This window comes from Paenibacillus sp. FSL W7-1279 (genome assembly GCF_037969845.1).
Classification (GTDB): domain Bacteria; phylum Bacillota; class Bacilli; order Paenibacillales; family Paenibacillaceae; genus Paenibacillus_AQ.
Genome location: NZ_CP150215.1, coordinates 4,826,695 through 4,839,306 on the forward strand (window position 1 = coordinate 4,826,695; position 12,612 = coordinate 4,839,306).

A 12,612-nucleotide genomic window follows, 5' to 3' on the forward strand; every position below is an offset into this window, starting at 1 on the left:
ATGAATGAATCGAAACGAAGGGGGGCAGATTATGATATCCAGCGATACCCATACCGTAACCTACGGGGAAGAAGAAGGGGAATTTTACTACCATCGCATTCATCGCACCAAGCCCTTTGAACGAAATAACCATTATCACGGAACCTATGAAATCTACTATTTGGTTACAGGCGAGCGTCATTATTTTATAAAAGAAAAATTGTACACCATCCAGGCGGGAGACCTCATTCTCATCAATAAATTCGACGTTCATAAAACCTCGGGACAAGGCGATCCGGAGCATGAACGTATCGTCATTAATTTTAGCGATTCTTTTCTGGGAAAAGGCCATCCCTTGCTGGCATCCGGATTGCTGGGCATGTTTAATCAGGATAGACCCCTGCTGCGTTTAACCGTTCCAGAGCAAGCAATCATCATGCAAATTTTGAATAAAATGGCCGATGAAATACGAGAAAGCTCCGCTTCGTACGAGTATATGCTGCAGGTGCTGCTTACGGAGTTACTCATTAAAACCTCTCGGTTATCCCATTCCGCCTCGCTGCCTGCTCACACGTCCATGAATCCGCTCCATCAGAAAATCACGGACGTCGTTAAATATATTCACGTCCATTATGCAGACAAAATCACGCTGCAGCAATTAGCCGAAACCTTCTACATCAGCCCGTTCTACCTGTCCCGGATATTCAAAGAAATTACAGGCTTTACGATCATTAATTATTTGAACCTCACCCGTATTCGCGAAGCGCAGCGCCTTCTAACGGATACGGACCTGAAAATCGTGGACATCGCCGAATCCATCGGCTTTGAAAGCCTGACGCATTTTGACCGAACCTTTAAGAAAATTATGAAAATGACGGCAAGCAAATACCGCAAAATGAATAGCACCACGTAAACCAAAAAAAAGGAAGCGATCAACCCAACAGTCTGGTTGTTCGCTTCCTTTGTTTGAAGTTGTGGGATCGGCTCCCTTAACTGATTCGATTCTGCTGTTGTTGATATTGCTCCATGGACATTAGCACTTCCCGCGGTTTGCTTCCCTCATAAGGTCCGATAACCCCGCGTGCCTCCATCGAATCGATGAGACGTGCTGCACGGGTATAACCTACGCGCATTCTCCGCTGCAGCAGCGATACGGACGCTTGCTTAGCTTCCAGTACGATAGTCACCGCCTGCTCATACAACTCATCCAATTCTTCTTCGTCTGCGCCGGCGGATTCCTCTATCTCAGGCACCAGCGACTCGTCATACTCCGCCTGTCCTTGGTCCCGGACAAAATCCACGATATTCTCGACTTCATGATCACTCATGAAAGCACCCTGGACGCGGATCGGCTTGGAGGAGCCCATCGGCATAAACAGCATATCCCCGCGGCCGAGCAGCTTCTCCGCCCCCGCCATGTCCAGAATCGTTCGGGAATCGACCTGAGATGACACACCAAAGGCAATGCGCGACGGAATGTTCGCTTTAATGACCCCGGTAATAACGTCGACTGATGGACGCTGCGTCGCGATGATCAAGTGGATCCCCGCAGCACGGGCCATTTGGGCCAGTCGTGTGATCGCGTCTTCCACATCGTTGGCTGCAACCATCATCAAATCGGCCAGCTCGTCCACGATAACGACGATATACGGCAACACTGCCGGCAAATTATCCTTCATCAGATTGTTGTAGCCCTCAATATTTCGCGTTCCCGATTTGGAGAACAGCTCATACCGCTTCTCCATCTCTACCACGATTTTCTTAAGTGCCAAGGATGCCCGCTTCGGATCGGTTACCACCGGTGCCATCAAATGCGGAATCCCGTTGTAGACATTAAGCTCGACCATCTTCGGATCGACCATCAGGAATTTAACCTCATCCGGCTTCGCTTTATACAGAATGCTGGTAATAATGCCGTTGATACATACGGATTTACCCGAACCCGTTGCACCTGCAACAAGAAGATGGGGCATCCGTGCCAAGTTACCGACAATGGTCTGGCCGGAAATATCACGGCCAAATGCAATCGAAAGCTTCGATTCCGCGTCCTGGAACGTCGGCGTCTCCATAACCTCTCTCATCGTAACTAGTGAAACTTCGTTGTTCGGCACTTCGATCCCGATGGCTGATTTGCCGGGAATCGGCGCTTCCATCCGAATATCCTTGGCCGCAAGCGCAAGTGCAATATCATCGGTCAGATTGACGATCCGACTGACTTTAACCCCGATGTCCGGCTGAATTTCATAGCGGGTTACCGATGGCCCCCGAACAACCTCCAGCACCTTGGCTCGAACGCCGAAACTTTCCAGCGTCGCTTCCAGCTTGCGCGCTGTCTGCATATAATCGTTCTGGTCTCCACCCTTACCGCCGTTATTGGGTTTGGATAGCAGCCGGAATGGAGGCAGCTTGTACGGCTTGGGTGGGGGAGCCGGCGGCGCTGCCGGTGCTGTTCCCTCCTGCCCTCCGTTATCCGTAGTAGCTGGTGTAGCTCCGCTCAACTCGCCATTTGAAGCTTCAAGGCTGCCAACGGTGGCCTCAGGACTCGCTGCGGTATCCCCCGGAGATTCCTCTTGCACAGGAGGTATCACCGCTTCGTGATCATCGTACTCGTCATCCAGGCGTCCTTCTTGTTTCACTTGCTCGAAGAAATCGCGAATAATCGGCGATGAAGGCACGGATTCCACTGCAGGAGAAATCACGTCCGCTTCTTCCTCCGGTTGGACCTGACTGTTGAAGAGGACGACCTCCTCTTTCTCCTTAGCACCATGTCCGTTACCAACCGTAAATACCGGGGACGCTTCATCCGCAGCATCCCGGGCCTCTTCTACTGCTTCGTCCCGTTTGCCCCCTTTGGAACCGAACAGCTGGAAGAACTGCGGCGCTTTGCGGCGCGGTAACCTCATGCCCTCCATATCATCCAGATCATCGTCCTCATCCAGATCCTCCGGCAGCTGCATGCGTTGTTCCTTCGCGCTTGATTTTGCTGCCGCTCTTGATTTGGTCTGGTGGCTGTTCACTTTTTTCTGAATCCGTTCTCCGGCCTTTACAACCCTCACGCGGAACATCCGCATTAAATCAACATAGGACAGGTTGGTGATCAGCATGAAGCTGATAACCAGCATGACAATCACAATCAACTTGGCCCCTATGCTGCCAAACAGCATTAACAGAAAGGCAAACTGCAACGCTCCAATGTAACCGCCGCTGATGTCTCTGCCCATGACGGGATGATGTCCATCATCTGCCCCGGCATGAAGGAGCTCGCCTTGCAAATCACTATGTATCTGGCTCATCGCATTTGACGCATTCAATTGTCCAATCGGGGCCAGCTTCGACTCCAAACCTGCAATACTGCTCATTAAAGTTAGCGATAACACCAAGAGAAGGACACCGGTGCGTCTGCTGTTCCAGCGTTTGGGCCATTTCCGGTGAATCATCACCATTAACCCGTAATAAATGCCGATTAGGGGGATGATAAAATAATACTTGCCCAGCAGATATCCCGACATCTTGGACAGGGAACGCCCCACCGGTGCTTCTCCGGATAATGCAATGACCGAAAGTGTCATCAATACAATCCCATAAATTTCATACTTCAAAACGGCTGCAAAGGCTGCCTTCTTCTTTCTTTTCCGTTTTGCCAAAAGTGTCACCCCCGAATCCATATTATAGCATAATATTCGGTGGCGTACCTATGTTCTGTTTTCAGCCTTTAGCCTCATTTTCTACCGTCGGAATATAGCGAATCATTGCCCCCGGAGAATAGCGTGGATTCAAGTAATCTTGAAGCCCGCAGTCGAGTAAACGGACAATTTTCGCCTGGTCCTCTGACATCGGTTCAACTTCCATCAGTATTCCTTCAACCCGAATTTCCCTGGACGTAACGGCTGCCTGCTCTCCTTGCAGCAGCCCGGCCGAATCCAAAGGGATGACGCTGTACCATATCATTGCGTGATCCCCCCAGGGCTTATCGTTTTACGTTCTGCAATCATACTGTTCAACCGGCTTAAGGCCTGCCCGATTCCCCCCACTTCGTTCATGAGGCCATATTTGACGGCGTCTGTACCCGAAACCGCGGTACCGATATCCCTGTTCAATTCACCGGTTTTAAACATCAGATCCTTAAACTGTTCCTCTGTTATCCTCGAATGGCTCGTCACAAAACGAACGACACGCTCCTGCATTTTCTCCATGTATTCAAAGGTTTGCGGCACGCCAATGACTAACCCGCTCATGCGTATCGGGTGAATGGTCATCGTCGCGCTCTCCGCGATGATCGAGTGGTCCGCCGCTACAGCGATCGGGACGCCGATACTATGCCCGCCGCCAATGACTACCGTTACGGTCGGTTTGCTGAGCGATGCAATCATCTCGGCAATGGCAAGTCCGGCTTCCACGTCACCGCCAACGGTATTGAGAATGATCAAGAGGCCTTCGATCCGCGGGTTTTGTTCAGCTGCCACGAGCTGTGGAATCATATGCTCGTATTTGGTCGTTTTATTTTGCGGCGGCAGCACGATATGGCCCTCGATTTGTCCAATTATCGTCATGCAAAATATGTTCGATTCCCCGCCGGTCGGAAGGCCCGTCTGTCCCAGCTGCTGTATGGTTTCCGTCACGGCCGCTTTCTTGGCTTCCTCGGTGGGGACGACCTGAGGAGCCTCCGTTTCACCAGTCCATTCTCCTTTTCTGCTGCCGGTCATCCATTGATCGTTGTCCACTTCGCATCCCTGCCTTTATCTTAATGTCTAGCTGCTGCAACCAACACATAGCTAAACCTTAGTATGGCAAATGACGGGACTATTTTATGCTTATCCGATGTTTTGAGCATGAGGTCGTCATTGCAGAAACCACAAAAAAACTTCTGCCGAAATGACTCGGAGAAGTTTTAGGATTAACCTATAAAAAGCCCCTCTTTCGCGGGAACCGTCCAATTATTACCTGCGAAAAAGGGGCGACTGTGTGCCTGATTTATGTTGTTATCTTGTATCAGACTTCCATAATGATCGGCAAGATCATCGGTCTGCGACGTGTTTGTTCATACAAGAAGCGTCCCAAAGCGTCTTTTACGCTGGTCTTCAGTGACGCCCATTCATTCACGTTTTCACTCATCAGCTTCTGAAGCGTGCTGGAAACGATACGATTGGCTTCATCCAGAAGCCCTTCGGATTCCCGTACGTATACGAATCCACGCGAAATAATATCAGGACCGGATACGATGGAACCGTTTTGCTTGCTCAAGGTAACGACAACGACCAGAATTCCGTCCTGGGACAGAAGCTTGCGGTCGCGCAGTACGATGTTTCCTACGTCACCAACGCCAAGTCCGTCTATCAGAACATTGCCAGCGGTTACTTTGCCGGCTTTGCGGGCCGAGCCGCCTTGAATTTCCACAATTTCACCGATATCGGTAATAAAGATGTTATCGGGATCAACACCAACGGACTCTGCTAGCAGAGCGTGACGGCGCTGCATCCGGTATTCGCCATGGACAGGGATGAAAAATTGCGGTTTCATCAGATTCAGCATCAGCTTAAGTTCTTCCTGGCTGCCGTGACCCGAGACGTGGACACCCGAATTGGATCCACTATAAATCACGTCTGCTCCAAGACGGAACAACTCATCAATCGTACGGCCGACATATTTTTCATTACCTGGAACCGGTGTTGCTGCAATGATAACCGTATCCCCTGGCAGAATATCCACCTTGCGGTGAGTGGAGCGTGCCATGCGTGTGAGCGCTGACATCGGCTCTCCTTGACTGCCTGTACACAATACGACAACGCGGTCGGCCGCCATTTTGTTAACCTCTTCAGGTTCGATCAGCATGCCGTCCGGAATATACAAGTATCCAAGCTCAGCCGCAATGGACACCACGTTGACCATGCTTCTTCCGATAACCGTAATTTTACGGCCCGTGGATTCGGCTGCGTTGACAACCTGTTGGATGCGGTGCACATTGGATGCAAACGTTGCAACAACCACCCGCTGCTCGGCCTTGCGGAAAATATCTTCCAGCACGATGCCCACGTTTTTCTCGGAAGGTGTGAAGCCTGGTCTTTCTGCGTTCGTGCTGTCTGACAGAAGAGCCAATACTCCCTTGCTTCCGATCTCAGCCATACGCTGCAGATCCGCATATTGGTCATTTACCGGAGTATGGTCGAACTTAAAGTCTCCCGTATGCACTACATTGCCTTCCGGTGTTTCGATACAGATTCCGACGGAATCCGGAATACTGTGATTGGTCTTGAAGAAGGTCGCTTTCAATGTGTTTCCGAGTTGTACTTCCGAATCCGCATGGATCAGCATCCGTTTCGTCTCACCAAGCAAATTCGCTTCTCTGAGCTTGTTTTCCACGAGTCCGAGCGTCAATTTCGTTCCGTATACAGGAACATTCAAGTGTTTCAATACGTAAGGGAGGCCGCCGATATGGTCCTCGTGACCGTGAGTCAGCAAAATCCCTCTCACTTTGTCTCGATTCTCCGTTAAATAGCTAATATCAGGAATAACAATATCAATCCCAAGCATATCTTCTTCTGGGAACTTCAATCCCGCATCCACGACAACGATGTCATTGGCATATTGAATGACATACATGTTCTTCCCGATCTCACCGACGCCGCCCAAGGCAAAAATCGATAGTTTATCGTTGCTTATTTTCTTAGACAAATGTATCTAACCCTCCTATAGTTTTGGACGTCGTACCATTGTTATATTAAATTTCAAAAAAATACCGCACCCAGTCACTTGAATTCATTATACATGATGAAAAAGTGAAAACACAAGTCAACCACCTTCGTGAGCCATAGGATACCCAGAAACAGAAGGGTTTAAAACGAAGAAAGCCACGGCCTTCGTGGAAGGCAGTGGCTTGAGTATGGCGGGTGCGCAGGTTACAAGGATGACAGCATCTTACGGATAAATGCAGCCTCATTCTCGCTAGGAGAAACGAGCGGCAGGCGAACGCCGCCGACCTGATAGCCCCGCTCATTCAGAGCGAATTTAACCGCCGCCGGGTTCGGAAGCGGGTCAGGACATTCAAACAGGCCCTTGAACAGCGGAAACAAGGATTGATGCAGCTTGGCAGCTTCCTTCACGTTTCCTTCCACATAAGCTTGGATCATATCCTTCATACGGGCACCAGCGATATGGCTGGCCACGCTTACGATTCCGTAAGCACCAACGGCCAGGGCAGGCAGTGCTGCGGAATCGTCGCCGGAATATACGATGAACCCGTCCGGAGCCCCTGCGGCAATGCCCGTAACCTGGTCAATCGAAGCACATTCCTTGGTTGCAACGATGTTCGGTATTTCAGCCAGACGCAGGGTGGTGGCCGTGCTTAGGCTGATGCCCGTCCGCCCCGGTACGTTGTACAGCATGACAGGCAAGGAAGTTGCCTCAGCGATCACCTTAAAGTGCTGGTAGAGCCCTTCCTGGTTCGGCTTATTATAATACGGAGCGACAAGCAAAATACCGTCGACGCCGCAGCTTTCCGCTTTTTTCGTCAATTCTGCAGAATGTGCCGTATCGTTGCTGCCGGTACCTGCAATGATCTTGCTCCGTCCATCCGCCTGCTTCACTGCGAACTTAAACAATTCTAGCTTTTCGTCTTCGCGAAGCGTTGGCGATTCGCCCGTCGTCCCTGCAATGACCAGGGAGTCCGATTTCTGTTCCACAATCAGGTGCTCAATCAATCTCGCAGTCTCGTCCCAATTGATCTCGCCATTCTGATCAAATGGGGTTACCATAGCCGTAATCAATCTTCCGAAATCCACAATGATTCCTCCTTAAAGCTGTCCCCAGCGGGCAAGCTTCCTTCGTAAGTAATCTTATATATAGTATTTCCTATCAAACGTTTAACGAACAGATCATCCCGGGTCCTTATCGGTGAAGTTCGAATTTATGATGCAACGCGCGCAGCGCTTGAGCCATATCTTCCTTCTTCACAAGCACCCAGATCGTTGTGTTCGAATCTGCCGATTGCAGAATCGGAATATCGTGCTCGCTCAAGGATTCCACGATTTTGGCCATGATGCCCGGAACTCCGTTGATACCCCCACCAATAACGGATACCTTCGCACAGCCGGACAAGCTTTTTGGTTTCAAATCCAGGCTCTGCAGCACTTCAATCGCCTTCTCCGAATCGCTGTCAAATACCGTATAAAGGACTCCTGTAGGGGTAACATTAATAAAGTCCACGCTGATGGAATGTTCCGCCATCGATTTGAAAACCTTCAGCTGAAGACCTTCCATGCGATCGCACTCCACTGAGATTTGCGTAATATTGCTTACATAAGCAACTCCCGTCACAAAGCGGTCCACGATTCCGGATTGTATATCTCTGAAACCTTCCGGCTGGGTAACCAGTGTTCCCTCATTATCCGAGAAGGTCGACCGCACTCTGACCGGAATTTGGGATTGCATGGCAATCTCAACTGCTCTAGGGTGAATCACCTTGGCACCTTGATGAGCCATATTGCAAATCTCCGTATAACTTACATAGCTGAGCGGCTTCGCATCTTCCACGATGCGGGGATCCGCCGTAAGAATACCGTTGACGTCCGTGTAGATATCAACCATTTCGGCGCGAAGCGCGGCTCCAAGCGCGGTAGCCGACGTATCGCTTCCGCCCCTCCCCAGCGTCGTAAAGTCACCCGAATCGGTCTGTCCTTGGAAACCGGTCACGATCACGACCTGATGAGACTCCAGCTCTTTCAAAACCCGTTCAGGTTTTACGTCCTTAATGCGTGCATTTCCGAAGTGATCGTCTGTAAGAAACCCGGCTTGGGCACCCGTCAGCACCGTCGCGGTTATCCCTTCATGCTGAAGCAGACTGCACAGCGTTGTAGCTGAGATAATCTCACCGCAGCAGAGCAGCAAATCCCGCTCTCTGTCTGGAAGCGCGTTTCCATTATGATCGATCCAGTCCAGAAGAGTATCTGTTGCGTAAGGCTCCCCGCGTCGTCCCATAGCCGATACGACTACGACCAATTGGTAGTGATTAGCCAGTTCGCGCTGGATGTGCCCAATAACATGGGTTCTTGCTTGCGGTGTGGATAAAGAGGTGCCGCCGAATTTTTGAACTAAGATGCGCATAAAATATTCCTCCGTTTGTATATGCCCAGGAGACGTGAATTTCGGGCCGACCGACTGAAACGGCCGGCTACTAAGCCTGGCCGTTCCGTTTGTTGACGATGATTTCTGCGATTTGCACGGCATTCCATGCTGCACCCTTCAGAAGATTATCTGAAACGATCCACATGTTAAGTCCACGCTTATGTCCCAGATCGCGGCGAAGCCTTCCTACGAATACATCCGGTTTCCCCACGGCTTCCGTAGCAAGCGGATACGATTGTGCAGCTGGATCGTCAACCAGCGTAACACCGGGTGCATTCGACAGAAGTCGATGAACTTCTTCCAGATCATAGTCATTCTTGAATTCAACGTACACGGATTCCGAATGCCCGCTAACGACTGGAATACGAACACAGGTAGCCGTCACTTCGATGGATTCGTCGCCCATAATTTTTTTGGTCTCACGGACCATCTTCATTTCTTCCATGGTATAACCATTCTCTGTAAATTTATCGATCTGCGGAATCGCGTTAAAGGCGATTTGATGCTTCACAGGCAGCGATCCAACAGGTAAAATATCAGGCTGCACCTTTTGGCCGTCAAGAATCTCTTTGCTCTGGCGCAGCATTTCATCAATGGCTTGATGCCCTGCGCCAGAAACGGCTTGATAGGTTGAAACGATAATGCGGGATATGCCGTATGCGTCATGAAGCGGCTTCAGCGCTGCTACCATCTGAATCGTTGAGCAATTCGGATTCGCAATAATACCGTTATGTTCATCAATCTTCTCAGGGTTAACCTCAGGCACGACCAGCACTTTATCCGGATCCATGCGGAATGCGTTGGTGTTATCGATGCATACCGCTCCATGGCGTACCGCATGTGGCGCAAGTGCCTTGCTCACATCGCCGCCCGCACTGAACAGCGCGATATCGATTCCTGCAAAACTGTCGGGGGTTGCTTCTTCCACAAGGATCGCTTGGCCTTTGAAGTTCAATGCTTTACCGGCAGATCTTGCAGAGGACAACAGCTTTAACTCAGCAATCGGAAAATGACGCGACTCCAACAGCTTGAGAATCTGTTGCCCGACTGCGCCGGTTGCTCCAACAACAGCCACATTATAAAGATGCTCGGTCATCTGTCTAAACTCCCCTTCATGAATGAAACCGCGGCTGTCGCTCTTCTATGATGCCTTGTTGTTCAACAGGCTGAATCGCGGTTAATGCGAATATTCTACGATCATCGGCTGCAGCTGTTTCCCTTCCAGAGCCGCATAACACGCTTCCGGAATCAAATCCATTTTGGCGACAAGCGAATTAGGCTTCTGCTGTGGATTATCCTGTCCGTAAGGAACAAAATAAATGTTTTTCGTTACAAGCAGCTTAGCGATATTCGCCGCATTCAGCCCAAGGCCATCATTCGTAGAAATCGCCAGAACCAGCGGTCTGCAATTTCTCATCTGCGCCTTGGCTGCCATTAAAACAGGGCTGTCAGTCATCGCATTGGCCAGCTTGCTGGTCGTGTTTCCCGTGCATGGGGCGATAACCAGAACGTCAAGGAGCTTGGATGGACCTAGCGGTTCCGCCTCCACAATTGTAGAAATAATATCATTCCCGGTTATATCTTTCAACTGTTTCTGCCAATTCTCCGATGTGCCGAATCGGGTATCGGTTGTCATGATGGTGCTGGACACAATCGGCACCACATTTGCTCCACCATCTTTGAACCGCTGGATCTGCGGCATCACTTCTTCAAGCGTGCAGTGCGATCCTGTCAGGGCATAACCCACTGTTATTCCATTCCAATTCATCTACGCATCCCCCCGAATCTTGATTTCTTCAGAAATCAGCTCCACCAGCGTGTTGGCCATAATAATGCCGGCTGTTTTTGGAGCCACGATTCCGGGTAGTCCGGGTGCGAGCATGGCTTTGATACCCCGTTTTTCAGCATAGCGAAAATCGCATCCGCCAGGTGCGGAGGCAAGGTCGATGATGACAGCCTCCCGAGGCATTTTCGAGATGATTTGTGCTGTGACTATCATAGTTGGAATCGTGTTAAAAAGCAAGTCAATATCCGACACATAAGAACCCAGATCCCTTACCAGGAAGGGCTTCCAGCCCATTTCCTCCGCTCTGGCATAGTGCTCCGATTTGCGTACGCCCATCCGGATTTTGGCACCCAGCCCTTGCAGGCTGCGAGCCATGGTGAACCCCGTCCGTCCCATGCCAAGCACCATGCTGGTTGATCCATGAATCGTAAAATCCGTGTTTTGGATCGCCATCATCAGCGCACCTTCCGCTGTCGGAATGGAATTATAGATGGCCACATCGTCCCTCTCCAAAATCTCTACCAGCTTGATCTTATATTTGTCACATAGCGAGCGTAAATAGGGTTTCGCCATGCCTGTATAGATCACTCCATGTCCGGGCATCGCTGCGATATGTTCATCCTGCAATCGCAATGGCCCTTCTGAGAACAGCGCGCTGACACGTCCCTCGTCATCACATCCCACGACAGGCAGGATCAGAGCATCGGCATTCGATAACAGCTCTGGCGTGAGCGGCTCGCGAGTCACTCCCTGAAAAGAATCCTGCAATTTCTCAAACCCGGCGATCATGACGGAGGCATCCATCTCAGCGCATTTTCGTATGACCTCAATTTGCCTTGCGTCTCCTCCAACAAAGACGGTCCGGACTCCAGTCAGCATGGAAGGCCTCGCTCCTTTCTTCTAACCAACGTATAAACCATCTTATGCCGCCGCCTATAGGGTGGTGAGCGCATTTCAATTAAACTACCGCCTTAACGCAATAAATACCGCTATGAAGGGCGAAGCCGGATCTGGATCCATTTTGCGTGAACGCTGACGAATCAAAACCACCCGTGTGAACGGGTGGTTTGCTCTGCGGCTGAAAGCCTTTGTTACTGGCCAGCCCTAAAGGGCATTGAATCGTTCGCCAACCGCACTACTTTTTCGGCTACCCCTTAAGGGGTCTTCTAGTTCTTCTTCTTTCGTTTGCTTCCTGTTTCTTCTCCTGTGAATGGATCTATATACTCTTCCAGCGTCATTTGCTCTGCAACCACGTCTTCTTGTAACTGATTTCGTATATACTCTTCAATCACTTTCTTGTTCCTTCCTACCGTGTCCACATAAAACCCTTTACACCAGAATTTTCGATTCCCATACTTATATTTTAAATTTGCATGGCGATCAAATATCATTAAGCTACTCTTCCCTTTTAGATACCCTATAAATGATGACACACTTATTTTCGGCGGTATACTTACCAGCATGTGTATATGATCTTTACATGCCTCTGCTTCTATAATTTCTACACCTTTTCTTTCACACAATTGTCTTAGTATTTTTCCTATATCTCTTTTCAATTTCCCATAGATCACTTGTCTTCTGTACTTTGGTGCAAACACTATGTGATACTTACAATTCCATTTTGTATGTGCTAAACTGTTCACATCAGATGCCATCTGATCTCCTCCTCGTGTTTTAAATTTGGTTGGCGAACCGAATTTATCTTAACACTTCGGAGGATTTTTTTTATA

11 protein-coding genes are annotated in these 12,612 nt (G+C 49.8%); 1 reads left to right on the forward strand and 10 read right to left on the reverse strand.

From position 1 onward, the window contains the following. Nucleotides 1–31 precede the first annotated feature (31 nt). On the forward strand, nucleotides 32–892 hold the full coding sequence (locus MKY82_RS21490) for an AraC family transcriptional regulator (RefSeq protein WP_194543535.1): 861 nt from the start codon (nucleotides 32–34) through the stop codon (nucleotides 890–892). 76 nt (nucleotides 893–968) lie between these two features. Here MKY82_RS21490 and MKY82_RS21495 read toward each other — a convergent pair whose 3' ends face one another. From MKY82_RS21495 to tnpA, 10 genes are all read right to left on the reverse strand, one after another. Then, entirely contained in the window at nucleotides 969–3,644 is a 2,676-nt protein-coding gene (locus MKY82_RS21495; RefSeq protein WP_194543536.1) for a DNA translocase FtsK, read from the reverse strand. Between the two features lie 40 nt (nucleotides 3,645–3,684). Further along, nucleotides 3,685–3,927 (reverse strand): YlzJ-like family protein, encoded by a 243-nt coding sequence (locus MKY82_RS21500; protein ID WP_194543537.1) that lies wholly within the window; start codon nucleotides 3,925–3,927, stop codon nucleotides 3,685–3,687. After that, complete coding sequence (locus MKY82_RS21505) at nucleotides 3,924–4,700, reverse strand: ATP-dependent Clp protease proteolytic subunit (protein ID WP_339294311.1); 777 nt, start codon at nucleotides 4,698–4,700, stop codon at nucleotides 3,924–3,926. Before MKY82_RS21505 ends, MKY82_RS21500 begins: the two co-directional genes overlap by 4 nt. 268 nt (nucleotides 4,701–4,968) lie before the next feature. After that, a complete protein-coding gene (locus tag MKY82_RS21510) occupies nucleotides 4,969–6,648 on the reverse strand; it encodes a ribonuclease J (protein WP_339294312.1) in 1,680 nt (559 codons plus the stop codon). 224 nt (nucleotides 6,649–6,872) lie between these two features. After that, nucleotides 6,873–7,754 carry a 4-hydroxy-tetrahydrodipicolinate synthase gene (gene dapA, locus MKY82_RS21515; RefSeq protein ID WP_194543539.1) on the reverse strand — a complete coding sequence of 294 codons (882 nt, stop codon included), beginning with the start codon at nucleotides 7,752–7,754 and terminating at the stop codon, nucleotides 6,873–6,875. A 106-nt stretch (nucleotides 7,755–7,860) separates the two neighbouring features. Continuing rightward, nucleotides 7,861–9,075 (reverse strand): aspartate kinase, encoded by a 1,215-nt coding sequence (gene dapG, locus MKY82_RS21520; protein WP_194543540.1) that lies wholly within the window; start codon nucleotides 9,073–9,075, stop codon nucleotides 7,861–7,863. 70 nt (nucleotides 9,076–9,145) lie between these two features. Next, entirely contained in the window at nucleotides 9,146–10,192 is a 1,047-nt protein-coding gene (locus tag MKY82_RS21525; protein WP_339294313.1) for an aspartate-semialdehyde dehydrogenase, read from the reverse strand. A gap of 81 nt (nucleotides 10,193–10,273) precedes the next feature. Further along, a complete protein-coding gene (locus MKY82_RS21530; RefSeq protein ID WP_071220129.1) occupies nucleotides 10,274–10,864 on the reverse strand; it encodes a dipicolinate synthase subunit B in 591 nt (196 codons plus the stop codon). Further along, nucleotides 10,865–11,761 (reverse strand): dipicolinate synthase subunit DpsA, encoded by an 897-nt coding sequence (dpsA, locus tag MKY82_RS21535; protein WP_194543543.1) that lies wholly within the window; start codon nucleotides 11,759–11,761, stop codon nucleotides 10,865–10,867. It abuts the gene before it with no gap. A 287-nt stretch (nucleotides 11,762–12,048) separates the two neighbouring features. Then, nucleotides 12,049–12,537, reverse strand: coding sequence for an IS200/IS605 family transposase (tnpA, locus tag MKY82_RS21540; RefSeq protein WP_071223663.1), 489 nt, complete (start codon nucleotides 12,535–12,537; stop codon nucleotides 12,049–12,051). Nucleotides 12,538–12,612 lie beyond the last annotated feature (75 nt).